The 26,135-nt window shown below is 41.9% G+C and carries 20 protein-coding genes and 1 CRISPR repeat array; of the genes, 7 read left to right on the top strand and 13 right to left on the bottom strand.

Annotated elements, in window-relative coordinates:
• Positions 1-170: 170 nt before the first annotated feature.
• The gene (locus RM049_RS25070; protein ID WP_322673625.1) at positions 171-404 is read right to left on the bottom strand and encodes a hypothetical protein; all 234 of its coding nucleotides are present in this window, start codon (positions 402-404) and stop codon (positions 171-173) included.
• Positions 405-564: 160 nt separating this feature from the next.
• Here RM049_RS25070 and RM049_RS25065 point away from each other — a divergent pair, with 160 nt between their 5' ends.
• Positions 565-2,730 carry a flavin-dependent dehydrogenase gene (locus RM049_RS25065; RefSeq protein WP_322706086.1) on the top strand — a complete coding sequence of 722 codons (2,166 nt, stop codon included), beginning with the start codon at positions 565-567 and terminating at the stop codon, positions 2,728-2,730.
• Between the two features lie 61 nt (positions 2,731-2,791).
• Here RM049_RS25065 and RM049_RS25060 read toward each other — a convergent pair whose 3' ends face one another.
• A complete protein-coding gene (locus RM049_RS25060) occupies positions 2,792-4,315 on the bottom strand; it encodes a hypothetical protein (protein ID WP_322706106.1) in 1,524 nt (507 codons plus the stop codon).
• Between the two features lie 1,018 nt (positions 4,316-5,333).
• Between RM049_RS25060 and RM049_RS25055 the strand changes: the two genes are divergently transcribed.
• The 4 genes from RM049_RS25055 (at position 5,334) to RM049_RS25040 (ending at position 10,462) form a co-directional block, all read left to right on the top strand.
• Positions 5,334-6,788: an aminotransferase class V-fold PLP-dependent enzyme gene (locus tag RM049_RS25055; protein ID WP_322706085.1), complete on the top strand. Its 1,455-nt coding sequence runs from the start codon at positions 5,334-5,336 to the stop codon at positions 6,786-6,788.
• A gap of 210 nt (positions 6,789-6,998) precedes the next feature.
• Positions 6,999-8,294 carry a sulfite oxidase gene (locus RM049_RS25050; protein WP_322706084.1) on the top strand — a complete coding sequence of 432 codons (1,296 nt, stop codon included), beginning with the start codon at positions 6,999-7,001 and terminating at the stop codon, positions 8,292-8,294.
• Positions 8,295-8,382: 88 nt separating this feature from the next.
• A complete protein-coding gene (locus RM049_RS25045; protein ID WP_322690268.1) occupies positions 8,383-9,174 on the top strand; it encodes a sulfite exporter TauE/SafE family protein in 792 nt (263 codons plus the stop codon).
• A 295-nt stretch (positions 9,175-9,469) separates the two neighbouring features.
• Positions 9,470-10,462 carry an RNA ligase (ATP) gene (locus RM049_RS25040; RefSeq protein WP_322706083.1) on the top strand — a complete coding sequence of 331 codons (993 nt, stop codon included), beginning with the start codon at positions 9,470-9,472 and terminating at the stop codon, positions 10,460-10,462.
• Positions 10,463-10,528: 66 nt separating this feature from the next.
• On the opposite strand, the gene RM049_RS25035 is transcribed toward RM049_RS25040, so the two are convergent.
• The 6 genes from RM049_RS25035 to RM049_RS25010 all read right to left on the bottom strand — a co-directional run bounded on the left by RM049_RS25035 (position 10,529) and on the right by RM049_RS25010 (position 16,752).
• The gene (locus tag RM049_RS25035) at positions 10,529-12,025 is read right to left on the bottom strand and encodes an Ig-like domain-containing protein (RefSeq protein WP_322706082.1); all 1,497 of its coding nucleotides are present in this window, start codon (positions 12,023-12,025) and stop codon (positions 10,529-10,531) included.
• A gap of 122 nt (positions 12,026-12,147) precedes the next feature.
• Positions 12,148-12,921 carry a TIGR03943 family putative permease subunit gene (locus tag RM049_RS25030; protein ID WP_322706081.1) on the bottom strand — a complete coding sequence of 258 codons (774 nt, stop codon included), beginning with the start codon at positions 12,919-12,921 and terminating at the stop codon, positions 12,148-12,150.
• 115 nt (positions 12,922-13,036) lie between these two features.
• Positions 13,037-14,089, bottom strand: coding sequence for a permease (locus RM049_RS25025; protein ID WP_322690263.1), 1,053 nt, complete (start codon positions 14,087-14,089; stop codon positions 13,037-13,039).
• A 684-nt stretch (positions 14,090-14,773) separates the two neighbouring features.
• Positions 14,774-15,844, bottom strand: a complete 1,071-nt coding sequence (locus RM049_RS25020; RefSeq protein ID WP_322690262.1) for a WD40 repeat domain-containing protein — start codon at positions 15,842-15,844, stop codon at positions 14,774-14,776.
• Between the two features lie 78 nt (positions 15,845-15,922).
• Positions 15,923-16,216, bottom strand: a complete 294-nt coding sequence (locus RM049_RS25015) for a hypothetical protein (RefSeq protein WP_322675596.1) — start codon at positions 16,214-16,216, stop codon at positions 15,923-15,925.
• 365 nt (positions 16,217-16,581) lie between these two features.
• Positions 16,582-16,752: a hypothetical protein gene (locus RM049_RS25010; RefSeq protein ID WP_099099534.1), complete on the bottom strand. Its 171-nt coding sequence runs from the start codon at positions 16,750-16,752 to the stop codon at positions 16,582-16,584.
• A 479-nt stretch (positions 16,753-17,231) separates the two neighbouring features.
• Between RM049_RS25010 and ald the strand changes: the two genes are divergently transcribed.
• Entirely contained in the window at positions 17,232-18,323 is a 1,092-nt protein-coding gene (ald, locus tag RM049_RS25005) for an alanine dehydrogenase (RefSeq protein WP_322706080.1), read from the top strand.
• Positions 18,324-18,628: 305 nt separating this feature from the next.
• A CRISPR array of direct repeats spans positions 18,629-20,100; the repeat unit is 37 nt; unit sequence ATTGCAATTAACTAAAATCCCTATTAGGGATTGAAAC.
• 54 nt (positions 20,101-20,154) lie between these two features.
• Here ald and RM049_RS39390 read toward each other — a convergent pair.
• The 4 genes from RM049_RS39390 to RM049_RS24990 form a co-directional block, all read right to left on the bottom strand.
• On the bottom strand, positions 20,155-20,628 hold the full coding sequence (locus RM049_RS39390; protein WP_416212661.1) for a Uma2 family endonuclease: 474 nt from the start codon (positions 20,626-20,628) through the stop codon (positions 20,155-20,157).
• 150 nt (positions 20,629-20,778) lie between these two features.
• A complete protein-coding gene (gene dusB / locus RM049_RS25000; protein ID WP_322706079.1) occupies positions 20,779-21,834 on the bottom strand; it encodes a tRNA dihydrouridine synthase DusB in 1,056 nt (351 codons plus the stop codon).
• A gap of 187 nt (positions 21,835-22,021) precedes the next feature.
• The gene (locus RM049_RS24995; protein ID WP_322706078.1) at positions 22,022-22,855 is read right to left on the bottom strand and encodes an Rpn family recombination-promoting nuclease/putative transposase; all 834 of its coding nucleotides are present in this window, start codon (positions 22,853-22,855) and stop codon (positions 22,022-22,024) included.
• A 125-nt stretch (positions 22,856-22,980) separates the two neighbouring features.
• Positions 22,981-23,862 carry an acyl-CoA desaturase gene (locus RM049_RS24990; protein ID WP_322675601.1) on the bottom strand — a complete coding sequence of 294 codons (882 nt, stop codon included), beginning with the start codon at positions 23,860-23,862 and terminating at the stop codon, positions 22,981-22,983.
• 227 nt (positions 23,863-24,089) lie between these two features.
• Here RM049_RS24990 and RM049_RS24985 point away from each other — a divergent pair, with 227 nt between their 5' ends.
• Positions 24,090-25,319 (top strand): TetR family transcriptional regulator, encoded by a 1,230-nt coding sequence (locus tag RM049_RS24985; RefSeq protein WP_322706077.1) that lies wholly within the window; start codon positions 24,090-24,092, stop codon positions 25,317-25,319.
• Positions 25,320-25,429: 110 nt separating this feature from the next.
• On the opposite strand, the gene RM049_RS24980 is transcribed toward RM049_RS24985, so the two are convergent.
• Complete coding sequence (locus tag RM049_RS24980; RefSeq protein WP_322706076.1) at positions 25,430-25,849, bottom strand: hypothetical protein; 420 nt, start codon at positions 25,847-25,849, stop codon at positions 25,430-25,432.
• Positions 25,850-26,135 lie beyond the last annotated feature (286 nt).

Below are 26,135 nucleotides of genomic sequence, written 5' to 3'. Positions count from 1 at the left end.
TCTGTGCCACTAACACAAAAATAGCAACCCAATTGCCAATCCCATACTGACCATTATTATTACTCCTATACCGAAAATGCGTAGGCGCAGCCCGCCGCAGGCATCGCCAACATTTAGGTACAGATATAGAAATCTAATGCTGCGACCAAAACTTCATCTTATGCAAGATTTTAGGAGAACTTTTCCCAGGATTGGGCAACTAATTGGCTTAACCAGCGGCGTTGTTCCCGATCCAGTAGTGGATCGTCTGCTAACAACTGAGCGGTCAATTCTTCCAAAGATTGACCCTGAGCGCGGACAATTTTAATGACTCCAGCGATCGCACTGGCAACTAGTTCTTCATCAATCGGCTGTTGTCGCAGAGCAATAATTTCTTGGGGACTGTCTGGAATGGGATAATTCATGGCGTGGGTTTACAGAAATACAAAATGAACAATAAATTTGACAAACTCTTAAAATTTCTTCACTGAATCTTTATGAAACTAATAGGGCGGACTCTACCTTACTTTATGCCTTAAGAAAATCTGTCTTAGTGAGTAGATTGATGGGAGATGTCAGGAAAAAATGAAAGAAATCCTTTATTTAGAAGTTCCAACTCCAGAAACAGAAACTGTGCGTAGTTGGTTACAAACAGATTTTGAACCTGGAAATGGAGAAAAAGTGCTTACTTCGGAAGGCTTTCGCCTTAGAATAGCTAGTGCTACTACAGATACTGGAGTGGCTCCTTCCGAAAACTTGCCTACAGAACTTTCGGTATTTGTCTGGTCGGTGCAACGAACTACCTATCTGAAAGTGTTTCGCTGGGCAGAACAACCTTTTCCCAGTGAAGGACAAATTCTGCAACGCTTGACCAAGGAAATCAGAAGCCGTTTTCCGCATCATTACCCAGAACCGCCAGCAATTGATTTATCCCAGCAATCAATATTTGCCGCACTAGGCTCTACTTACCCCCTTACCGTCAAGTATTTTCAGAAAATGCCCAACGGTGAATATGACCTAACTCGTGCCTATTGGTGGGAACAACGATGGCGCGAAGGGGTGCGGAATCCGCAACAGCCGCGTCAAGTGGTGTTTTCGCAGGGGAGCAGGGGAGCAGAGGAGCAGGGGAGCAGGGGAGCAGAGGAGCAGGGGAGCAGGGGGGAAATAAGCAATGCCCCATCCCCCATGCCCCATGCCCAGTACGACATCATCTACATTGGCGGCGCATTAGGCGTAATCCATGCAGCACTGATGGCAAAACTGGGATATAAAGTCTTGCTGGTGGAACGAATGCCCTTTGGGCGGATGAACCGAGAATGGAATATTTCCCGCGACGAGATTCAAAGCTTGGTTAACTTGGGTTTACTCACCCCCGCTGAGTTAGAAACCATCATTGCCAGAGAATACAAAGACGGATTCAATAAGTTTTTTGATGCTAATAATCCAGCCAAACTGCGATCGCCCATCCTCCACACACCCACAGTCCTAAATTTAGGCTTGGATTCCGACAAATGGCTCCAAATGTGTGGGCAAAAACTGCAAGCGGCAGGCGGTGAAATTTGGGATGAAACAGAATTTATCCGTGCAGATATTGATATATCACAGGTAGTTTTGCAAGTCAAGCACTTGCCCAGTCAAATTGAGAAGCAAGTAAGTGGAAGACTGCTAATAGATGCAATGGGAACTGCCTCCCCCATCGCTTGGCAATTAAATGGTGGTCGTGCCTTTGATAGTGTCTGTCCGACAGTGGGAGCGGCAATTGAGAGCGGATTTGAACCAGGGGTATGGGATTCCCAATATGGGGATGTTCTTTACAGTCATGGGGATATTTCGCGGGGAAGGCAGTTGATTTGGGAATTGTTTCCCGCAGCAGATGAGGAACTGACGATTTATTTATTTCATTACCACGAAGTCAATGCTGAAAATCCCGGTTCTTTGCTGGAAATGTACGAGGACTTTTTCACAATTTTGCCAGAGTATCGCAGGTGCGATATGGACAAATTGGTGTGGAAAAAGCCGACATTTGGGTATATACCAGGGCATTTTAGTGTGGGGAGTCGCGATCGCACAGTTGCCTTCGATCGATTGATGGCGATTGGTGATGCAGCATCACTCCAATCTCCGCTCGTTTTCACCGGTTTTGGTTCCCTAGTTCGCAACTTAGAGCGCTTAACAACGCTCTTGGATACTGCCCTCAAACATGACTTGTTGAGTTTCCGCCACTTGAACCAAATTCGCGCCTACCAAAGCAACGTTTCCGTGACTTGGCTATTTTCCAAAGGGATGATGGTTCCCACAGGGAAATTTTTACCACCACAACGGATTAACTCCATGCTCAATACCTTTTTTGGGCTGTTAGCAGACGAACCGCCAGAGGTGGCAGATAACTTCATCAAAGATCGGTGTGATTGGTTAACCTTTAACCGTTTAGCACTGAAAGCAGCCAGGAAAAATCCTGCCTTGCTTTTATGGATTTGGGAACTTGCTGGCCCTAGAGATTTAGTGCGATGGCTTGGTAGTTATTTCAACTTCGGTCGTCATGCCCTGGTTAATGCTTTATTAAGCCCGTGGTTGCCGCGCTTCTTAAACCGGGTAGGTTCTTGGCTAGAACCCCGGAATCCAGGCTTGTGGCTGTGGTTATTGGCGATTAATTATGCGATCGCCACAGGCAAACCGCGATCGCCAAGTCAGGTAGCAAAAACCAACCCAGAAGCTATAATTCCGAAGTCAGAAGCAAGAATTCTGAATTAGGAATGGAGCATGGAACATTAGGCATTAATCACTTGTACAGACGCGATTAATCGCGTCTCTCCTAACTCTTGGGGCGAAAATTCGGCAGTTCTACAGATGCCAATGATTTACGCCCCTTGGGTGGGCGCTGGGGATAAACTACTGGTGAAGGTGAATTGTCATCATTGGTGTTATCACCTAATGACTCTGAGGACAAATCACTTGCTGACAATTGAGAAACTTCTAACCAGTAGTCTTCAGTTTCTCCAACAGGCGTTTCGGTGTAAGATAGATTAGAGGAAAGCAGTAAGTTATTAGCTGGTGAAAGCACAGAATCCGTCGTCCAAGAAGTAGAGGTAGTTGCAGAAGGATTAATTTCTGCCTTCAAATCTTCCTCGTGTGGATTTTCTAGTTCCTCATCGTCTTCTAAGATTGTTGCTAAAGTCTCCCAAATAGGCACATCACTAACATCCGTTTTCGCAGCAGGTGGTGGTGATGTAGATGCAGGCTGGGAGGTGAAAAACATTTGGATTAAACTATCTAATTGCCGATCTAAATTTGATGAATCCGAAGGTGAAACCGCTTCAGTTGTATCTGGATCATCAACTTTTGGAGATGGCGCGGGTTGTGTTGGTGTTGGCGTGTCTTTCTTAACTGTCCAGTTCCAAGGAGATGATGGCGGTGTTGCAGGAGCTTCATTTCTTTGGAATGGAATTGGTGCTGAAGGTTCACCCCAAGAATTATCTAGATCGTTACTTAATGATTCTTCTTCTCCTGACCAAGGTTGAATTGGCTGGGCGTTAGGAAACAAAGACCGAGCTTTTCTAGAAAATCTTCCTTGGCTACTAGTTATGTCTTTAGGATGTTTGGCAGCATCCTCTAAGGAGTCATAGCTAGGAACCGAGGTATCTAAACATTTTTCCAAAGCTGCTTTGAATTGCAGCGTCTGGCGTTGTTGTCGCATCAGTCTAGTACGTAACTCCCGACAAACATTTTCGGACTGCAATAGCTGCTGAGATTGTTCGTTGTTATTAGTGTGTAGCAACGTACATTCTCGCTCTAACTGGGCCAGACGTTGTTGGCTAATTTGTAACTGTGCTTTATAAGTATCAGTGAAAATTTCCTGACGTTGAACAGTCTGTACAGCAGTTTCTAATTGTTGAAATAAAGATTTTATCTGTTCTTGAGCCGCAGCTAGTTCCTGAGTGTGTTGGTTGAGCATCGACTCACTAACGCTAGAACGCGTTTTCTGCCACTGCAAAACCTTTTCTGATTCAGCTAGGTTGTCTTTTAGCTGCTCCACTTCTTCATACAATTTCTTGTTAGCCGCACGTAATTCTTCGTTCAATGCCAGCAATTTTTGAAATTCCGAGTCAATAAGTGCTTGTTTGCCGCTTTCAGGCTCTGCAACCCAGTCCTGCTGGGTGGTATCTTGTGAAAATTGTGTATCTTCAGCTGGCATGAGGAGTGGCAGTTTCTTAACTGTCATATTGTCATTAGGCACAACTGAGTAAAAGGGACAATTCGCCTGCTCTGATTGTGGCGAATTAGCAGAATTTAGGGATTCCATCACAGCCCCCTTGTTTGAGGTGTCAGCTTCATTCATCACTCTGGACTCACCTGCTTAAAAATATTTAGCAGTGCTGGCATTAGCATTGCTTATCAACTGTGTCTAATCAGGGTTTGCTCTAGAAGCTAAGTTTAACTCTCTCCAAGCACCAGCAATTAATTATCAATTGGTGTTCCCCATTTTGTATCTAGACTGATGCCGTTATAACATTATGATGCTCTGCCCCGTCAAGAAGAGGTGGAAGGGGAACTCTGGCCGCCTTTGAAGATAGGCCAGAGCGAGGAGAAACCCGATACATTAAAAATTAAACTGTATTGGCTGGCTGATGAAGTTTTTTACATAAAAAACTGCCTTCATATACTTTATTTTTTTATATCGCATCTGTCTTAAGATATAAAATATGATCTTTTTCTGAAATACATTTTGTAATTCCTGATTGAGTACTTAGATTTAGATATAGATGTCCGTACAAGTATCTACTCTTCAATGATAATTCTCTCATCCGAAGCGATCGCTATTTAATGTCAGCAAACAACTAAGAGCTTTCGCTATAACTGCAATCTTAAGAGATATCGCTCAATACGAATAAATACTTATAAAGTCTTAATAAAGACGTAACAATTCGTTTAAGTAAAATATAAAACTTTTTTAAAGAGTAATCTCAACTTAGTGAGGACTTTTTTCTCGATAAATACATTGCCAGTAAGGAATTGCAGGTTTTATTAGTTATAAGCTTTTCGATCGACTTATCTTCAATACGTCAAGTTTGTTTAATGACTGGAATAAAATTGTTTAAAGTATACTTTATTACTTAATAACATTATTTACGCTGTATATTAATTTACAATAAAAACATTTAAGTTAAGCATTAATACGGATATCAATTTTAATTTTTTTATTAAAGAATAATTGTAATAACCGCGGTTTCTACTATAAGTAAAGTAATTATAAAGACCATAATTACTGAAAATTAATCTGGTTGTAGCGCGAAATAAAGTGTTGCAGCAGTTAGGCTTTTTCAAAAAAATCAAAATTTAAAATCGGGGTGCTAAAGATGACTGATATACTTGCAATGAGCGCAAATATCAAGCAAGAGAATGCTAAATTACCGCAGTTTGTAGAAAATTGTGACAGCTTTTGGGACAAAGAAATCAGACCGTTATTTACAGATGAGTCTCTATCTTTCAAGGTTAAAACTCTTAACGGAAACTATGCCAAGTACGTGAACTTGGATAATGGAGCTACAACCACACCCTTTGCAACCCTCAAGCAGTACGTGGACGAAATGCTTGACACCTATGGCAGCGTACATCGAGGTTCTGGGCAAAAATCCATCATCACTACACGAGAATATGACGCCAGTCGAAACATCATTCGTGACTTTGTCGGGTCATCTTCAAATAACTATGTAATCTTTGCCAAGAATACAACAGAAGCAATTAATGGAGCTGCCACACTTTGGGCAAAAAAACCTGGAAAAATTCTAGTTTCTGATATCGAGCATTCATCTAACCTGCTGCCTTGGGTTACTAGAGACGAGGTTGTGCAGTACAGAACACAGCCAGATGGGAGTGTAAGTATTGCAGAAATTGAAGATATCTTCAAGGCACACCAAAATCTCCCCGAAGCCGAGCAAATTAAGTTAGTAACTATTACAGGTGCTTCGACAATTACAGGTTATAGACCACCAATTTACGAAATCGCAGCTTTAGCACATCGGTATGGTGCGAAGATATTCGCTGACGTGTGTCAGTTAATTCAGCACGAACGAGTCGATATGCGTGCTGATGACGATCCATGTCATTTAGATTTTGTAGCTTTCTCTGGACACAAGATGTATGCCCCTTATGGAACCGGGGTTTTGCTGGGGCCAAAAGAATTTTTTGATAGCTCCTACCCTTATCAAATTGGGGGTGGAAACTTGCCTTATATCACTAGAAACCTAGAGATCAAGCGTTTTTATACAGAACGGGCCCATGACCCCGGAACACCAAACGCAATGGGTGCGATCGCTATTGCCAAGGCGATTGAAATTATCGAAGCAGTAGGGCGCGAGCGCATTGCTCAGTATGAACACTCTCTAGTTGAATTTACATATACACGGCTTGGGCTGATTCCTGGTGTCAAAATACATATTTTGGGAGATAATTTAGCCCATGTTATTCCCTTTGATATTGATGGATTTGACGGACGCTTAGTAGCAGAAATTTTGGCACAAGAATACGGTATTGGCGTTCGGGCTGGGGCTTTCTGCACTTATGAATACATTCGCAAACTCAAGAATGTTTCAGACGAGCAAGACAGTGAGATTGCTCAAGAAGTAGACAGAGGAATTACACGGAACATTCCTAGTATTATCCGAGCCAGCTTTGCTGTATATAATACATTAGAAGATTGCGATCGCTTTATAAATGCGATCGCTCAAATAGCTAAAAACGGATTAGCTCACTATTTGCCTAACTACACACAAGATCCGATAACTGGTGTTTGGACAGCAATAAACAGCTAGTTTTTTAGGGCATTGGGCATGGGGGAGGCAGTGCGGTCTTCTCCCAAGGGGAGACGCCAAGGGCGATGGGGTCTCCCCAAGTGGAGCAACTGCCGTCATTGGGCATTGGTTTTTCTCCTTGTCTCCCTTATCTCTTTCATCTCCCTTTGCCCCTTCATTCTCTGTGCCTTAATTACGAATTACGAATTACAAATTATAAGGGGGTATAGCTTGAGCGATGAAAACCTCTTTGACCAAGAGGATTATCTAAAGGCACGGGTTGAACAGTGCATCTGGCAAAAAAGTACAGATGCGGGTATTTCGCGCCAGCGCTTTCTGAAAATACTAGCTACTATGGTTAGCGCTACAGCCATCGGGGGATTAGCTGAACCTGCGCTTGCTCACAGTCAGGCAGCTATTAAAACTAAAGGCAGTAAAATACTTAAGCCATTGCCACCAGGGTATATCTCTCATAGCAAAGGCACATTAGAGATGAACTGGGAAGCGATGTATGGGCGTGGTTATTTAGTACCAAATGATTGGTTCTATGTTCACAACCGCAGTACACCTCCCCCTTTTGACCCATCTACATGGCGTTTGCAAATTCATGGAACTGGCGTTTCTGCTCCCTGCGAGTTTACTTACGATCAAATCATCGCCATGCCATCCATTTCCGTCACTTGTGCCATTGAGTGTGCTGCTAACGGTCGGCGCTTCTTTGAAGAGGCTTACAACACACCACTCCCTGGAACACGGTGGAGACTTGGGGCTATTGGTGTGGCTGAGTGGACTGGTGTACCACTTGGTATGTTATTAGAGCGAGCTGGATTGAAATCCACAGCGAAAGACGTACTCGTTGAGGGTGCAGATGTGGATTCGCTGGACTCTAAGGAGACAAATAAATCCAAGTTCAGCAGTGTAGTTCCAATTAGCAAAGCATTAGCAGATAATTCGCTCGTCGTCTACGCAATGAATGGAGAACCATTACCTCCAGATCATGGTCAGCCGTGCCGTGTGTTATTCCCTGGTTGGGGAGGAAACGCCAACGTTAAATGGATTGAGCGAATTGAAGTTTCCCAAACACCGATATATACGCAGTGGGTAACAGAGCAAATGGTGCTAGTTGGTGCAGATTACCCAGCGATCGCACCATATAAAGGTAAGCTGATTACCTATCAAAATGTTAAGAGCGCTTTCGAGTTGGCTTGGCCAGCTACGCTTTCTGCTAAAACCCACTTACTACGTGGACGTTCTTGGTCTGGGAAAGGAAAGATTGTCCGTGTGGAAGTCAGCCTGGATGGTGGCAAAACTTGGCAATTTGCACGACTGAGAGAACCAAATTTTCTATTTGCGTGGGTACGCTGGGACATTGAATGGAACCCACTTCCTGGGGAATATTTTCTCCAGGCTCGTGCTACTGACAATTTAGGTAATACACAACCGAGTACAGTTCCGTGGAATGACTCTGGATTGCTTTACGGAGGCATTGTTAGCCATCCGGTGACAGTCCAGGGAGTTAGTCATTAGTCATTAGTCATTAGTCATTTGTCATTTGTCCATGCCCAATGCCCAATGCCCACTCAGCACTATCAGTTATCTAGAAAAAGAATTATTTATGATTGATTTTAGTTGGTTGATTTTAGTGAGTGGGGGTTTAATATCTGGAGTCATCGCTGGGCTTTTAGGAATAGGTGGCGGTATTATCACAATTCCTCTTTTAGTCACGCTAGGTTATACTCCCGTTCAGGCGATCGCTACTAGTAGCCTTGCTATTGTGATTACTTCAATTTCTGGAAGTTTGCAAAATTGGTGGATGGGCTACTTTGACTTGAAACGAGTAATTTATTTAGGAATTCCAGCTTTTCTAACTACTGGAATAGGTGTATATTTCGCCAATAAAATACCATCTTATATAATACTTTTTACATTTGGCATCATACTACTTGCTAACATCTATCTTATTGAGCTTCGCAAGCAATTATCCTTACAGGAAAAAGAGGATACAGCCCCAGTATTTAACCCACTAGTTTCTAAAATTGGCACTGGTGGAGCAGCAGGAATTTTAGCAGGTTTATTTGGCTTAGGTGGCGGTACGATTATGGTTCCGCTGCAAATGCTGCTACTAGGAGAGGAAATTAAAGTAGCAATTCAGACTAGTTTGGGTGTGATTGTCATCACTGCTTTAGCTGCCTGTACAGGACATACATTAGAGGGAAATATTCTGTTTGCTCAAGGTATGGTTTTGGGATGTGGCGGTCTTTTAGGCGTTCAGATGAGTACTCGCACATTGCCAAAACTACCAGATTATACTGTGAGCTTAGTGCTTCGTATCTTCTTAGGAATACTATCAATTTATATTTTTTGGGAAGCTTGGATAAATTATCAACAAATAATTACTAATTCATAATTTGTAATATCAGATTTGTTTGATTACTTAATTAAACCCAAAGACCCAGGCTAATGCACCCTAGTAGCGTGGCAAGACATTAGATTTATGCTTTATTTTTGAAGCTAAAGACGACTATGAACCTTTAGCTTCAAAAACTATTTTAGCCTTGCCACACTACTACAAACGATTCAAAGTCTAAGTTTTCAAAGGTTTCAGCTTTAATTTGACAAGTATGCACGGCTAGCTACGCACACATACTTTGTAATAAATTTAGAGTTTTTCTAAAATAGATTTTTTTGAAAAGAGATAAGCTATGAGTATTTTTAAAGTTGAAGTTGTCAAAATCAATAGCATTAATCCTCATCCCAATGCCGATCGGCTTGATATTGCCTCTATTGAAGATATGGGGTATCAGGTAATTATAGTCAAAGGTAACTTGAATCCTGGAGATTTAGCTTTTTACTTTCCTATTGATAGTGTTATTCCAGAAAACTTTTTAGATGAGTTTGGTATTCGTAACTACTACTCAAAAAAACTACGTGCTGCGAAACTTCGCGGAATTTTTTCTGAGGGTTTGCTTATTCCCGTTGGTAAAAACTTTACGGGAAATGTCGGAGACGACTACACGGAGTATTTTGGTGTAACAAAGTACGAATATCCAATTCCTCAAGGAATGAGCGGGGAAGTAGAGAGTTTTATTGGACATTACAAATTCCCCAGTCCAGAAAATCTGAAACGTTACAAAAACATCCTAATGGAAGGTGAAGAAGTTGTTGTCACAGAAAAGTTGCATGGAACTAACTTCACTGTCTTAGTTGATGCTGATGGCACAACTAAAATTGGCAGCCATAATTACTTCTGGAAAAACAGCGAAGTAAACAAAAAATTAGTTTATATTCGTGCTTACAACGAAAACGAAGCTTTCCAGAAACTTCCGCCAGGAACTCAGATTTTTGGTGAAATCTACGGCGTGCAAGATATCAAATATGGCTTGAATAATGGCAATATTGGAATTGCTATATTTGCTGTGCGTCGCGGTAGCTATTTTCTCAATTACAGCGATTTTGTGACTTTTTGCGAAGAATTTGCTTTGCCGAGAGTACCTGTACTTTATATCGGTGCTTACACTTGGGAAGCGGTGTCTCAGTTCAATAATGCCAATAGTGTAGTCAGTCCCAATTGCATTATGGAAGGCGTTGTTGTGCAACCGATTATTGAGAAAACGCATCCAGAAATAGGTAGAGTAGTCTTGAAGTTGATTAGCGATCGCTATCTACTCCGTAAAGATGGAACTGAACTCCATTAGATTCAACTTGATTTTTGGTGGCGACACCTTAACTAACCTTCTGAAATCGAATTAGGAATTATTCGCTCAAGGTAGCCAGCGGGGATGAAATCCGGCTAAGGGGAGTTGTTCTGGTTTAATTTCAACAGTCGTAGCATCAGCGATGGGTAATAGAGGCATCAACCACAAGCTACTGGTAGCGATTGTATCTCCATCATCGGTTTTTAAAGTGTTTGGGGGTAACGATCCTGGGGGATTTGTCTGCGGTATTACTTGGTCAAATAACAAGCCCAAACCGTCAGCTGATAAACTCATTTGCACATTCCGTTGAGCGGGAGGCAGTACTAACAATGGTTTCTGTTGCCCGGTTTTCAAATCAATTGCCACTACATAGGGCTGTTCTATGTATTGTTCCTTCGATACTAACTGTGTAAGCAAGCAGTAGAGAGTGGGTGAGGCGATGTCAAATTGGCAACTGAGAATTGAACCTGTTGTTTTTAGTAGCTGTTTCTGCACGCCTTGGTTTGTCACCAAAAATAAATCCCGCGTGTAATCTGTATTAAACTTTACCATCGCGGCTTGAGAGCCATCTTTGGAGAAAGCTTGTACCAAACCAAACTGCGGCAGAAAATCCAAAGGTTTACTGGCATCATCTTGCAGTGGTAAAATGGCTGCTCCCTGTCCTTGAGCAACCGCTACGGCTTTACTATCTGGTGTCACCATAAAGTCTCCTCCCGGCTGGCTTTTTAGGCGTTTCGGGGTGGGTTTTTCTGCTGAACCATCACTGGTTGCTGGCATAAACCATAGTCCAAAATCACCAGGATTAGTTTTGTTTCCCCGTTGGATGACAATAGTTTGCCCATCAGGTGATAAGTCAAATTTCAGGTTTTGATAATCTTTACTATCTAAAGTCAGGTCAACTTTGCCTTCTGGTTCTGCTTTTTGTCCAGATTTAGCAGAAACGCCTGTTGTCACCGTATACAGTTGGGCTGAAAGTAAGTCTTGATTGTTTGCGGCGCGAGCAGAAAATAAAATTTTCTCCCCATCAGGAAATGACTCAAAGTCGATTACTATCAGGTCTTTGGGGGTAAGTACCCTTTTTTGCTCTTGGGTTAAGTTGTAAAGAACTAACCGTCCCTGTTCTTCTTTGTCGGTTCCGATGTAAAGGATAACGCGATCGCGTGTACGGAAGCTACCTGTAAAGGGCTGTATCAGCCGATTTGTACCTTCTTGCTCTGCAAACTTATCTTTAGCTCCTTGTAACTGCACTTTATAATTTGTGCCATAAGGTGCTGGTGTCACCAGTGTATAAACCATCCGCCGCCCTGCCCAACTGAATTTACCTGCTAGGGGTGGATCGATTTTCAAGTTATCCTCGACGCTTTTTGTTTCCATTGGGCGGCTGAAGGTGAGGGTGAAGGAATTATCTTCTGCCCCAATTTGTTGATTTTGCCAGGTAAATTCTCGGACACGAGCAGTTACCACATCACCTTGCAAGATGATTAACCCAATCAGCACACTCAGCAGTAACATTAGTGCGATCGCTATACGATCCAGTGGTTGGAATGCTTTAGATTTAGTCATTGGTTATGGGGCATTGGGCATTGGGCATTGGGCATGGGGCATTGGGCATGGGGCATTGGGCATGGGGCATTGGTCGTTAGTTATCTACAAATGACAAAGGACAAATGACAAATGACAAATGACTAATAACTATAAGGATTCTGTGGCTGAGGAATTTTTTTGAGAGAGGTAGCGGCAATGGTAAGTTGGCGTTTATCTGCCAAATTTTCTGTCACCATTTGTCCTTCTACTTCTAGCCATGTATCAGCAGGGTAAAGCTCTTGATTATTTTGTAGTTTGACGGGCAATCCCACAGGGTAAGCATCTGCTGCACAACAACTTAAGACAAATCGTGCTAAAAACAAATATTCTTTTCCGATATCGGGCGGGTGAATCACAAATCCTTGCACCTTGACTTTTTGCCCTGTATATGTATCTGGCTCAGGATAGACATTGACGGTGCGTACCCAGTCAACAAGCGATCGCTCCTCTGGACGAACAGTAACTCGAAAGGCTTGGGGTTTGACGCGTGTGCTTCCCAATAAATCAGTCGTCACCCCCCTTTGGAGTGCTTTGTCACTAGCAAAAACTTGCGGTGTAACGATAAAACCTAGAATCGCTGTAGTCAACAATAAAGTACTGCCCCAACCAGGGGGAAATAAACTAATATGCTGGGTGTTTGGCGTAACATCATGGCGACGCCGTTGCCAAAGTTCCTGCATCTTGAACAAACCAATAATGATGAAGCTGATACCAGTTACAATCACCAACCAAAAGTAATTTGGATGAATCAACAGGTTCAGCTTATTAGTTAGCCAATATCTCAGCATCAAAATGCCCCAAGCCGTAATTGCTAGAGCATCCAGCCAAGGAAGTAACAGATTTGGGATTTTAGATTTGGGATTTTTGTTAGTCATTAGTCATTAGTCATTGGTCACTTGTACTGAGCGTAGTCGAAGTATTAGTCATTGGTCATTTGTAAAGGACAACTGACAAGGGACAAAGGACAACTAACAAATGACAAATATTTTCTTAAAAGACGTGCAAGTTCAGGAAAAGAGTAAAGACAAATGTCAATTGTGCTGCTAAAGCAAATAAGTAAAAAATAGTCTTGGGTTTAAAAATAGATAACATTAAACCAACACTTTTGATGTCAATCATTGGCCCAAACACCAGAAATGCCAATAATGAACCGCTGCTAAAGGTTGAGGCAAAAGATAGGGCGAAGAAAGAATCGACTGTAGAACAAATTGATACTATTACAGCTAATATCAGCATGACCACAATTGAGGTAATGGGCCCAGCACCCAAACTAAGAATTAATTCACGGGGAGCTAGGACTTGAATAGCAGCAGCGATCGCACTTCCTAAAATCATTACTCCGCCCAATTCCCGCAATTCTTGGATGCTATTATCCACAACTAGGCGCAGTTTGGCTGCTAACGGTTTATCAGCAGTAGAGACTGAGGTAGGCAGTACTAAATTAGGATCTATCCGTAGAGGTATACCTGCTTTTCCTCCTAAGATATAAGTCCCGGATTGCAACAGATTCGGTACTGTTTCTTCTTGTTGTCCTTGGTAAGGTTTACCACGGCGTTTGGTTTGGGGCTGCGCGGCTGGATTAAACTTCATATAACGAGCGATCGCAGGTTGGACTATGGGATTTAAGTCCTTTTGAAAACTGAAAACATACCCGATAATTGTGGCAATTGTTAAGGAAAATACGACTCGTAAGACTACTATTTCTGGCTGATCTCGAAATGCTGTCCAAGTAGCCCAAATTACAACTGGGTTAATTGTTGGTGCTGCTAGCAAAAAACCAATTGCGACTGGTGTGGGTACTCCTTGAATCAGGAATCGCCGCGCTACCGGTACATTCCCGCACTCACACACCGGAAACAAAAAGCCGATCGCACTGCCAACTAAAGCACCCAACAGCGGGTTTTTGGGCATTTTTTCTACTAGTTTGCGCTCATCAACAAAAAACAGCAGCAAACTGGAGAATAAAACCCCAAGAAGCAAAAAAGGCATCGCCTCGACTAGCAGACTTAAAAATAGCGTAAAACCATTGTTCAGTTGATTCATGAGCGTCGCAGTCAAAAGCGGTTTTTAGTTTTAGGGTTCTGCCTAGCCATTCTATCGAAATGGGGATCAAAAGCAGTTCGGGAAAATTAAACATTATTTAAGTAGCAAGTTATCCTATCTTCCAAATAGCAGTTAAGCGCTACAAACCTTGGCTTCACACGAGTTCGTGACTTTTAACTGAGTGCATTTACTGACAACGATCATTTCTAAGATTGTCTAAGTTCAGAAATTGTTCCGGTCTAGAGGGCAAGTAACTGCACAAATGATTTGAAATTACCTATGTTTATACTTACAGTAATTTGCTGGATAAGATATTAGTGCGGCTGTATTTTCATCAAGTATTCACAGTTCTTCAAAATTTGGGGTATGCGTAGTCCATCGTAGACATCGTTATTGGTTGCTATCATCATTGATTTTGACTAGTTATAGCAAAATTCGATCTGAGCTTTGGTTGATTTTTTACTACAAAAACTTTAAAAAGGCAAGTCCAAAGTTTAGCAGATACAGGAAATGATTGGGGAAATTTTTCGGCGTTAGCGATCGCCTAAGTTTCTATATGAAGTGAGAATTCGAGCTATGACAAGTCACAAAGCCTTGAAAGGAGCGTCAAAATGATATCCCCGACTTCTTAAAAGAAATAGGGGATATAGTTTACTCTTTCACGATTATTTTGTTCGATCGCTGTTAGTTTCGTTTTGTGGGAATCCCCCAAATCTTGATTTGTCGATCGAATCCACCACTGGCAAGAATTTTACCATTTGGACTAAAAGCGATCGCACTTACCCAGTCTGTATGTCCATTCAGTGTATTTATTAACTCACCTGTAGTTAAATCCCACAATTTAATTCCATCTCTACCGGCACTAGCAAGGGTTTGTCCATCGGGATTAAGAGCGATCGCATTTACCCAGTTATTATGTCCTGTAAGAGTGCGGACTAATTCTCCAGTATTAATATTCCACAGTTTTATGGTGCGATCGTGGCTAGCACTAATTAATGTTTGTCCATCTGGTGTAAAGATCACAGCGCTAACAGCACTAGAATGAGCTGGCAATTGACTGATGAATTTACCAGTACTCAAATTCCACAGCTTGATTACACCCTTATTATCACCACTAGCTAAAGTCTGTCCATCAGGACTAATAGCGAGAGTATAAATCAAATTATCAAAGCGTACTATAGTCCCTAGAGGACGCTGCTGTAGCAAATCCCACATCCGAATCCCATCTAAAGCTCCACTGACGAGAACTTTACTATCAGGAGACACCGCTAAAGATAAGACGTTACTGGTATGTCCGACAAAAGAGCGGCTAAATTTTAAATTTTTCAGACTCCAGAGATTAATCGTATTGTCATCACTACAGCTAGCGAGGGTTTGTCCATCTGGCGAAATCACTAAAGATTCTACGGCTGCTTTGTGTGCTTTGTTAATAGTCGCTAACTTTTTGCGCTTTGCTAAATTCCACAGGCGAATTATACCCTCGTTTTCTGCACCTCCACTCACTAGAATTCTGCTATCTGGAGTGAAAGCGAGGGATTTAATGGTTCCGTTATGTCCGATGAGTGTGTAAAGTAGTTGAGCATTAGCAAAGTTAGTGTTAGCTGGGGGGGAGTTTGGCGTTACTTCAATGGCAGCATGAGCTTGATGAATATAAAACCCTTCCCAGGTACTCACTGGAAGGGCAACAGCTGCCATAAATGCCAGGATAATATACGGCCGCAGAAAATTACCGCCACCTCTTCCCTCACTACTCACTCTTTTTCCTCACTTTTATAGATACAGTTAAACCCAATAAATTTTGCAGAGTTATTTTAAGTCATAACTCTGCACATCTTAAAGAGGTGGTTTTTTCTTAGAAACGCTTAACATTGGTAAAGGCGCACTAGAAGAACGAGAGGGCAAATAATGTTGCACTACAGGCTCCTCTGGTAAAGAACGACGCTGCTGGACACGCCACAACTTAAAGCCTAGCGCTATCCCTGCCGTTCCCAAACCAAAAGCAAACAACGACCAGCTATCATTCAATCCGCCAATCAGGGCATCCATAACGCCCATCGTCATCAACACACTGATTAGTGGCTCTTTTCGGTAGGTTGACTTCAAAAAACGAGGTAATACAGCATTCATCACAGCTTGGTTGGTTCCAGTTCACCTTTTGTGTATATTTACCAAGAATACCTCACCCATAATTTGCCTTTCTCATTCAAGGCAGATACTAAGTTATGATTTTTTTAGTAGGGGGAGGAAATTTACTCATTAATCGCCTTGCACATATTAGTTGCAAGTCTATAATATTTCAATCGTTAATAGGTATTTCGATTCCTCTCTTGCTTACATTCTAGGGCAGTTATTTATGAATAAGTTTAATTAATCTATCTAGAGCGAAGTACTCCGCTATTAATTATTGAAGTCAAAACCAACTGGTTGTTCCAGCTGGTTGAAACTCTTTTAATTACTAGCTTACAACTTCAAGATTGTGCTTGTTGATGGCACTACTTCAGACCCAGCCATGATAGCACTCCTTGATTAGTGACATACTCAATCACCAGCATCAAACCAAAGCCAATCATTGCAGCTCGACCATTCAAGCGTTCGGCATATTCGTTAAAGCCAAACTTAGGCTCTTCTAGTTTAGGTGTAATTGTTGGTTGTGTTTGTGTCATTTTTTAAGAAACCTTTTTTGGCAAACGGGACTTGATATCAGACTTCTGGTAGAAGTCGGGAAAAGTAGGGATAATCACTACTTACTTTTCATGGTATCTGGAAAACCCCTCTCTAAATCTCTCTCGTTTTAAAAGAGAGACTTTGAAATTCTCAGATGACGTTGAAAAGTCAGGTTAACTTAAAAGCTGATTGCAGTGCTGGAATGCCAAGGTGACTTGAAAAATTCAGCAATAGCTCCCTACTAGGGAGCTATACAATCGCTTTTTTAATAAATTGTTACTATTCTTTATATATTGTATAAATACTGGGGCAATAGTCAAGAGTAAGAGTTTGGGCTACTCAGATTGAATTAAGAAAGTTAGAACAGAAATTAGGTATCTCTAATCCAGCTATCTCTAATACGGAACTAGCAAGATAGAAGTAGCAAGCTTGAGATTGGAAGGGTACAGTTAAACAAAAAAATTATCAGAGGCGATATATGGAAATCGGCGTTCCCAAGGAAAACAAGGATCAAGAATTTCGGGTAGGGTTAAGTCCTTCTAGTGTGCGGGTGCTGCGAGAAAATGGTCATAGCATCTTCGTCGAGACGCAAGCAGGTAATGGTGCTGGATTCTCCGATGATGACTACAAAAGTGCTGGAGCCGAAATTGTCCCTACATCAGAAAAAGCTTGGAATCGGGAATTGGTTGTTAAAGTCAAAGAACCGCTGACATCTGAGTATAAATTTTTGCAAAAAGGGCAGGTATTATTTACTTATTTACACTTAGCAGCCGATCGCAAGTTGACAGAGAATCTAATTGATTGTGGCACAACTGCGATCGCTTACGAAACTGTAGAACAACCTGGTGCTAACAGATTACCCTTGCTCACCCCCATGAGCGTAATTGCCGGTCGGCTAGCAGTACAATTTGGGGCGAGATTCTTAGAACGCCAGCAAGGTGGTAGAGGTGTACTTTTAGGTGGTGTCCCTGGAGTCAAACCGGGCAAAGTAGTAATTTTAGGTGGCGGCGTTGTCGGCACAGAAGCAGCTAAAATTGCCGTAGGCATGGGTGCGAGCGTGCAGATTTTAGATGTGAGTGTCGAGCGTTTGTCTTACTTAGAAACCCTCTTTGGCTCTAGAGTCGAATTGCTTTACAGCAACTCTGCTCATATTGAAGCCGCAGTCATTGAAGCCGATTTGCTCATCGGTGCAGTTTTAGTGTTAGGACGTAGAGCGCCAATATTAGTATCCCGCGAATTGGTCAAACAAATGCGTCCTGGTTCGGTGATAGTTGATGTAGCCGTTGACCAAGGCGGTTGCATAGAAACCTTGCACCCTACATCCCATACAAATCCGGTATACCTTGAAGAAGGTGTGGTGCATTATGGCGTTCCTAATATGCCAGGAGCAGTACCTTGGACAGCAACTCAGGCACTTAATAATAGTACATTACCTTATGTTGTCCAGTTAGCGAATTTAGGAATTTTGGCACTGGAAGTTAACCCAGCATTAGCTAAGGGTGTGAATGTGCAGAATCATCGCTTAGTGCATCCTGCTGTGCAAGAGGTATTCCCTGATTTGGTCAATTAAGGTATGCAAGGATTTGGCGATCGCTTATTTCATTTTAATAGAGGTAGCGATCGCCAATCAGACTAATTTTCTTGCTTTATGCGCGGATGGGTAGGTGTACAAAATCAGAAGGAGCGAACAAGGCTGTACGCTCCTTCTATACAAAACTTTCAGGGCATTGGTACTTTCAAAGCATCCGCGCACCTTATGGGGACTGGTTTTCAAGGATTTGCATCTTGTGAGATGACGATTCTCTGTGTTATGATTCACTCATTCGCGCAACTGAACCTTGAAAACCAAATACAGCAACGCTTTCAGAAGCCAGCATTGCAATTAACTAAAATCCCTATTAGGGATTGAAACGCGACCAGCGCACAGTTGAGAGGTATTGCGCTGAATTGCAATTAACTAAAATCCCTATTAGGGATTGAAACATCTACTGGGTGGCTCAATTCCCAGTACTGATGAGATTGCAATTAACTAAAATCCCTATTAGGGATTGAAACCTAGAAAAACAGTACAAAATAACTAGACAGCGAAATTGCAATTAACTAAAATCCCTATTAGGGATTGAAACAGCTGAGGCTTGCGATGGCGTGGGTGGGCGTAGCTCATATTGCAATTAACTAAAATCCCTATTAGGGATTGAAACTTGTAAATCGTAACGATTTAAGTGGTAGCGAAAGATTGCAATTAACTAAAATCCCTATTAGGGATTGAAACCTGGCATTTTGTTCTCCATTTTTGTTTATTTACATTGCAATTAACTAAAATCCCTATTAGGGATTGAAACTACTACAAGACTATTTTAGAAGGAATACTGTGAGAAACATTGCAATTAACTAAAATCCCTATTAGGGATTGAAACGAATAATTTTAATTCCATACACGGGTAAGATTATATTGCAATTAACTAAAATCCCTATTAGGGATTGAAACACGACGGCGATCTCGGATCTATTTTGCCTTTTCACATTGCAATTAACTAAAATCCCTATTAGGGATTGAAACGCCTACTATTACTACCTTTGAGCCAGGAGGCACAATTGCAATTAACTAAAATCCCTATTAGGGATTGAAACGCAAAGCTGAGGGTCGCCCGCCAAAAACAATGCCTCATTGCAATTAACTAAAATCCCTATTAGGGATTGAAACCTGCAAGAATTTTTTCTTGCAAGGGCATTGCTACATTGCAATTAACTAAAATCCCTATTAGGGATTGAAACACGACTTCTAAAAAGTACTGACAGAGCGTGGTTGAATTGCAATTAACTAAAATCCCTATTAGGGATTGAAACAAAGAGCGATTTCCTTGGGGATGGGGTCAACCGATATTGCAATTAACTAAAATCCCTATTAGGGATTGAAACTGGGATAGTATTATTGATTTAGCAGGGATCGCAATATTGCAATTAACTAAAATCCCTATTAGGGATTGAAACATCACCCAATCGATTACCACCGTAACTTGTATGATTGCAATTAACTAAAATCCCTATTAGGGATTGAAACTTGCTTGAAATGGCAATCCTGGCTGAAGAGAACCTATTGCAATTAACTAAAATCCCTATTAGGGATTGAAACAGTTATGAAGATGACGAGGCTAACCCTACTTTAACATTGCAATTAACTAAAATCCCTATTAGGGATTGAAACTTATGATTAGCGATCGCTAGCCTAAAAGCCTCAAATTGCAATTAACTAAAATCCCTATTAGGGATTGAAACAGCAAATCAAGGGCTGGGGAGTAATACTCTTGCCATTGCAATTAACTAAAATCCCTATTAGGGATTGAAACATTGTTCCGAGGTCGGTGTATTGCTCTACATTGTTTTGCAATTAACTAAAATCCCTATTGCTGATTATCAGTCATTACAAAAACTAATCGGCTTTCAGGAAATACTAGCCAAACTTCCTCGCAACCGGACTGTAAATACTCCTGCGCTTTGAGAAATAATTCTTCAGCTAAATCGGTGGGTGAAACTATCTCAGCAATCAACGGGAAACTCTGTGGCAAAGTGGGAACATCACCAAACTCAGTTACCAATTCAGGCGTAAGATAAGCCACATCAGGACGGCGACCCTGTTTATATGTACGACAAGGTACTTCAGTGTAAACTTTACCACTTTGTTGATTGGAATTGATGTAACTTCTCCAGTAAAAACCAATATTCAATTGAATTTCGCTGTGTTTTAATGTCATCCCTGTTTTTTCTACTAATTGCTCGTCTACCCACTCCATCCCCTCTGGAGGATTTGCCATGAAGTCTTCTAATGAAAGGATTTCAGGGACGGTTACAACATCATTGTGTTTGGAAACTAACATTGTGAGCCTCCATTTGGGCTAGTTAAACATTCAAAATTCAAAAGAGTTACATCAGGAGATTTAAACCCTAACTGAAATAGTCGTATTCAAGCGATCGCGCCATTTTTAGCAACTAACTATATCGCCCCAAGCTAGGTTAAAATCAACTTTTTAAAGCATTACCAAACTATTTTCTGCTTCTTCCTCTAGTTCATAACCATTAGCTAATTTTTCAATTGCTTGGTCAATCATTGCCAAACCTTGATCTACTCTTTCAACTAAACTTAACTGTCCGCGGAGTTCGGCAGCACCAACGAAACCTTTAGCATACCAAGTCATGTGCTTACGGGCTTGACGTACACCGCGATCGCCTTTATATTCCCACAAGGCTTGTAAATGATCTCTCGCACATTCCAAACGCCCAATTGGGGTTGGTGATGGTAATATCTCTCCTGTTTTCAGAAAATGATCGATTTCTCCCACCAAAAACGGATAACCCAAAGTTCCACGCGAACACATCACACCATCAGCGCCAGTTTGTTCTAAACATTTCACCGCCGCTTCAACAGAAAAAATATCTCCATTCCCAATCACTGGGATAGAAAGCACTTCTTTTACACGCGCAATCCATTCCCAACGGGCATTGCCATTGTACCCTTGGGCGCGAGTGCGTCCATGTACCGTAATCATTTTCGCCCCGGCATCTTCCATCCGCTTGGCAAAGTCGAGAATCGTAATTTCGTTGTCATTCCAGCCAATACGAGTTTTTACTGTCACAGGTACATCAACAGCTTTCACCACTTCCCGCACAATTGCTTCTGCTACTTCTGGTTGCCGCAACAACGAAGAACCGCCACCATTTTTAGTGATTTTATTTACCGGACAACCCATATTAATATCAACAGTATCAGCACCTTCGGCAACTGCCTTGATTGCTGCTTCTGCCAGGAAATCGGGACGGCAATCAAATAGCTGAATGCTAATTGGGCGTTCGTTGGGATCTACCTCCATGATTTTGGGTAACTGCTTAACATAATGCAACCCCGTAGCATTCACCATTTCGGTATACATCATCGAATCTGGAGCATAGCGACGCACAATCCGGCGAAACACCATATCTGTCACTCCAGATAGAGGCGATTGGAGAACCCGACTTTTTACCTCGAAAGAGCCAATCTTTAAGGGTTGGGAGAGTCTAGTTTGCAGAATGGGAGAGAGGGAAATCATAGAAAAAATTATCGGAATGGGAAATAGTAAGAATATGTAGATAAATCCGTGATAAAAGATACAGCTAATTTCAAGTTAGTGAGTTACACAAGCTAAGTCTCAAAACCAAGTATAAAGCCTGTTTTACTTCTGTTAGCGCAGCGGTGCGTAGCCCATTTTGACTTCTGAATTCTGCTGTAATTGTAGGTTACGTATCCTGACTTGGAGGCTGTTTTTGCATTTCTTGCTGAATCTCTTCTAGGCTCAAACCTAACTCTTTCGCTGTTTCTTCAAAACTCAATCCCAATCTCAATAACAAAGGTATCATTCTAAACTTTTCTTCACGCGCTCCTTCTTGCTTGCCTTCCTGCTTGCCTTCTTGCTTGCCTTCTTGTTTACCTTCTTGATAAACTCGTGTTTGTTTCAAATCACTTAACCCAAACATACCTTCAATCTCCTCTCGACTCATCGTTGGAAACTTATAAACTAATATTGTCTCTATCAATTCTAGTAACTGCCGCCGTTGTGGTTCGATGTTGATTTCTTGCTGGGTTCTCTCTATTAACTGCCTAGCAGCTAGAATTGCTGTCTCCTCTTCATCGACGACTAATTTCATCGTAGCAATTCCGACTGGTAATGATGCAGTTTCACCTAATTCATTAAGATAAATGCGACTGATACGCTGGCTAGTGAAAAATTCACTGTAATTCTTGATATTTGCTGTATCTAAACTGCGATTGGGATAAATAACTACTCCTCGCCAAGAATTTTTCGGTTTATTTTGGTGTAAGTATAAAAAAATTTCTGAAAATAGGCGTGAATAAATTTCTGTATCAGCTTGGAACTGGACTTCAACGAAGTAAATCGGATTTTCTTCCCCTTGTGTTGGGAGAAAAACACCATCGATACGAAATGCCGTTTGCTTGATTTCAATTGAGGAGAATTGATAAGTCTCTGCCGTTTGGGGTGGATTACCAATTAATTCAAAAAAGATGCTAGGAAGTTCTTGAAAAAGGCGATAAAAAATGCTATCAGTTTTCACACTTAATGCACTATGGTGATTTAATTCGTTAGATTTTACCGTGAAACACTACTGATAAAAATTAGTAAGCCGATTGCGAGAAGCAATCGGCATAACAAACAAATTCACGATCGTTTAGTTGCAATTTAGCCGTGAGTTGCACCTTGAGGAGGACGCGAGACAACTTTTTTAGCTAAACCCAAAGTCTGCAACACTAAGATGCTCCACCAAGTAACATCAATTTCCCACCAAGAGAACCCAGATTTCGCCATGTGGGGATAAGTATGATGGTTGTTGTGCCAGCCTTCTCCATAAGTGACGAGGGATACCCACCAAAGATTACGAGCGCCATCATTAGCATCAAAGGTGCGATAACCCCACAGGTGTGATGCTGAATTTACAAACCAGGTTGAATGCCAAAGCAAGACACATCTGAGAAACACTCCGTAGAATACAAAAGACCATCCTCCTAATGCATAAAGCAGCAAACCGAAGGGTATTTGCAATAGCAAGAAGTAACGATCTAGCCAACAATAAAAGGGTTGTTTGGCTAAGTCAGGGGCATATTTTTTATAAGTGTCATAGTCAAAAAATTCTGGACGTGGGTAGAAAATCCACAATATATGGCTCCACCAAAAGCCTCTTTGGGCAGAGTAGGGGTCTAAATTGATATCTTCTGTGTGGGCGTGATGTTGGCGGTGTCCACCTACCCAAAAAATTGGTCCGCCTTGTAAAGCCAGCGCTCCAATTAGGGCGATCGCATACTCTAACCACTTAGGAACTTGGAAACTTTTATGGCTCAGTAGTCGGTGATATCCCAGGCAAATACCAATACTCCCGAACAACCAGTGGAGAAACACTAGCAAACCTAATGCTGGCCAGGAGAAAAACCAAGGAGCCAGAAGTGCTAAAGCATGAAATGTAGTAAAAAATACCACATTTGTCCAACTGAGTTGAGGTGAGTTGCCTCTCTCAGGAGCGATGGCTTTGCCAACACCTTTGGCGAACGCCCCAAAATTTGCGGTCATAAAAATTCCTGTTGATGGATGATGAAGTGATTTACTTTTTATTGGGCATAATCCGACTAAGGATTTATCCACCCTCTTACTAGTTAGTTACAGTGAGCCAGCGCGGTCTTGGGGGTTTCCCCCATTAGCGACTGGCGAACCCGTAGGGTAGAGTAAAGCAAGTATCACTTACATTTGTTATGCTAGCAGAACTCTGATACCCCTGCAAGTGCCACTTGCATTTTTCTATGTCATCTCAACTCATTTCCACTCGTCAACGCCTGATTCAAGCTGCACTTGAGTTGTTTTCTGCTCAGGGAGTAAGCGCTACCACAACCCGCCAAATTGCCGAAAAAGCCGAAGTCAATGAAGTGACTCTATTTCGGAATTTTGGCAATAAGCATGGATTACTTTTAGCTGTGCTGGAAGAGTCCGCAGCCTTCAAGGATTTAGGTGAATCGCTGGTACGGCGGGCAACACCTCCCGGCAATGTTTACCAAGCTCTTAAAGATTATGCAAGTGATAGCTTACATGCATTAGAACGAGTACCAGAGTTCGTCCGATCTGTGGTAGGTGAAGCCGACCAATTCCCGGCAGAAAATCGCCGCGCACTAGGCAGGGGAGTAACAGAGGCAAACCGTTATGTAGCTCAGTATTTAGCTACTGTAATCCAGCAAGGACACCTAAATACCTACTTACCGGCAGAGAAATTAGCCAGTTTGCTAAATGGGATGATTTTGGGATATGCCGTAATTGAGTTCACCAGCGAATTTCACGAACTTTGGGAGGATCGGGATGATTTTCTCGAAAATTTGGTGGAGTTGTTTTTACATGGAGCCATGTCATCTTCAACAGAATCAGCAATAAACTCCTTACAAGGAGGATTCACCACCACAGAAATAGCTGATTTACCAGCTAGTTTGGTTCACGAAATTCTGCAACAGGCCAGGAAATTTGGAGTACGAGATTATGCCTTAGCTTACGTATTATTTGGGGCTGGATTATCCGCTACAGAAATAACTAGCTTGGAGCGATCGCACCAAATTTACGATAGTCAAGGGCACTTCCTGCAAATCACAATCCCCGGATTTGTCCGTCAAGTACCCGTGAATCAGTGGATTTTGGGCAAACGCTACGGTTCCTTTACTAATAATCCTTTAATTAAATGGCTGAAAAGTCGTAAGGATGCTCAAACAGCCATGTTTTTGAATGATACAGGCACACCCATCTCAGAATCAGAACTGGAGACACGTTGGCAAGTATGGAGTGAGGGATTGTTAACTCCCCAAGCACAAGCGCCAGCGATCGCTCAGGCACAACAAACCTGGCGCGTAGAAATGTTAATGCGGGGGATTACCTTAGAAAACCTGATTATTTTAACAGGTTGCGATCGCACCCAATTACAACCCTATGTCCGCCGAGCCAAAGAAAAAGCCGCCCTAGAGCAAGCTACCCGTTTGGATCATAAGCCAGGATAGGGAGTATCAGGTCGTGTTCTCGGACGCAGAGCCAGTGAGGGAATAATTCGTAATTCGTAATTCGTAATTCGTAATTCTTAATTAAGAATTTATTAGATGCAGTTAAACGATTAAGGTAAAACAATAGAGGTTCCTTTACCATTGTTTGCACCATTCAAGGTTGTAGCTGTACTCTCAGATGGGGATTGGGTGTTGCTCGAACGGCGTGATAATTTCTTGCGTGGCTTGCCTCCCGCTTGGATATATTGCAAACTGTCTTTGCCATAATGGGTTGCCACACTCATTAACATCTTTTCAGAGTAGCTGCGCAATTCTTCTTCAATTAGAGAGAGGCGACCTGTCATTTCATCTAGGGTAGAGAGTAAAGTGTTGTATGTAGATAGCTGGGTTTGCAAGTTTTGGATGCGGCTGTCGTAGTCTGTCAAATTTAATCCGTTGCCAAATTCTAGCGTCGGGCTAATCGATCGCATTCCTGCAATTCGACGGAGAGCGTTTTCGAGAGTGGGTGAACTGCGTTTTAGTCGTGCCATAAAATGCGCTCCTGAAGGAAGTTATAGGATTACTGCATGTACTCTAGCCAATGCAACAATAAACTTCTCTGAGAGATAATTCGGAAAAATTAAAGCAAATTAAGATCGACCTAATTATTTTTAGTTGATTGTACTGAGGTATTTATTAAACTTGTCAAAAAAGTAACATTAAATAAGCAAAAAGTACCTCAAAGTCGTTTTGAGGTACTTCAAAGTCGTTTTGAGGTACCTCAAAGTCGTTTTGAGGTACTTCAAAGTCGTTTTGAGGTACTCCAAAGTCGTTTTG

The sequence above is a fragment of the Nostoc sp. DedQUE04 genome (assembly GCF_034530995.1).
Lineage (GTDB): Bacteria > Cyanobacteriota > Cyanobacteriia > Cyanobacteriales > Nostocaceae > Nostoc.
This window is presented reverse-complemented; position numbering and strand designations above follow the sequence as displayed.

What these genes read in the sequence shown, in the direction of transcription:
- RM049_RS25030 (WP_322706081.1), bottom strand. Translation starts at nt 12,921, where the DNA reads ATGACTAACAAAAATCCCAAATCTAAAATCCCAAATCTGTTACTTCCT.
- RM049_RS24985 (WP_322706077.1), top strand. Translation starts at nt 24,090, where the DNA reads ATGTCATCTCAACTCATTTCCACTCGTCAACGCCTGATTCAAGCTGCA.
- RM049_RS25025 (WP_322690263.1), bottom strand. Translation starts at nt 14,089, where the DNA reads ATGAATCAACTGAACAATGGTTTTACGCTATTTTTAAGTCTGCTAGTC.
- RM049_RS25055 (WP_322706085.1), top strand. Translation starts at nt 5,334, where the DNA reads ATGACTGATATACTTGCAATGAGCGCAAATATCAAGCAAGAGAATGCT.
- RM049_RS25070 (WP_322673625.1), bottom strand. Translation starts at nt 404, where the DNA reads ATGAATTATCCCATTCCAGACAGTCCCCAAGAAATTATTGCTCTGCGA.
- RM049_RS24980 (WP_322706076.1), bottom strand. Translation starts at nt 25,849, where the DNA reads ATGGCACGACTAAAACGCAGTTCACCCACTCTCGAAAACGCTCTCCGT.
- dusB (WP_322706079.1), bottom strand. Translation starts at nt 21,834, where the DNA reads ATGATTTCCCTCTCTCCCATTCTGCAAACTAGACTCTCCCAACCCTTA.
- RM049_RS25015 (WP_322675596.1), bottom strand. Translation starts at nt 16,216, where the DNA reads ATGAATGCTGTATTACCTCGTTTTTTGAAGTCAACCTACCGAAAAGAG.
- RM049_RS25035 (WP_322706082.1), bottom strand. Translation starts at nt 12,025, where the DNA reads ATGACTAAATCTAAAGCATTCCAACCACTGGATCGTATAGCGATCGCA.
- RM049_RS25065 (WP_322706086.1), top strand. Translation starts at nt 565, where the DNA reads ATGAAAGAAATCCTTTATTTAGAAGTTCCAACTCCAGAAACAGAAACT.
- RM049_RS25010 (WP_099099534.1), bottom strand. Translation starts at nt 16,752, where the DNA reads ATGACACAAACACAACCAACAATTACACCTAAACTAGAAGAGCCTAAG.
- RM049_RS24990 (WP_322675601.1), bottom strand. Translation starts at nt 23,862, where the DNA reads ATGACCGCAAATTTTGGGGCGTTCGCCAAAGGTGTTGGCAAAGCCATC.
- RM049_RS25040 (WP_322706083.1), top strand. Translation starts at nt 9,470, where the DNA reads ATGAGTATTTTTAAAGTTGAAGTTGTCAAAATCAATAGCATTAATCCT.
- RM049_RS25045 (WP_322690268.1), top strand. Translation starts at nt 8,383, where the DNA reads ATGATTGATTTTAGTTGGTTGATTTTAGTGAGTGGGGGTTTAATATCT.
- ald (WP_322706080.1), top strand. Translation starts at nt 17,232, where the DNA reads ATGGAAATCGGCGTTCCCAAGGAAAACAAGGATCAAGAATTTCGGGTA.
- RM049_RS39390 (WP_416212661.1), bottom strand. Translation starts at nt 20,628, where the DNA reads ATGTTAGTTTCCAAACACAATGATGTTGTAACCGTCCCTGAAATCCTT.
- RM049_RS25060 (WP_322706106.1), bottom strand. Translation starts at nt 4,315, where the DNA reads ATGAATGAAGCTGACACCTCAAACAAGGGGGCTGTGATGGAATCCCTA.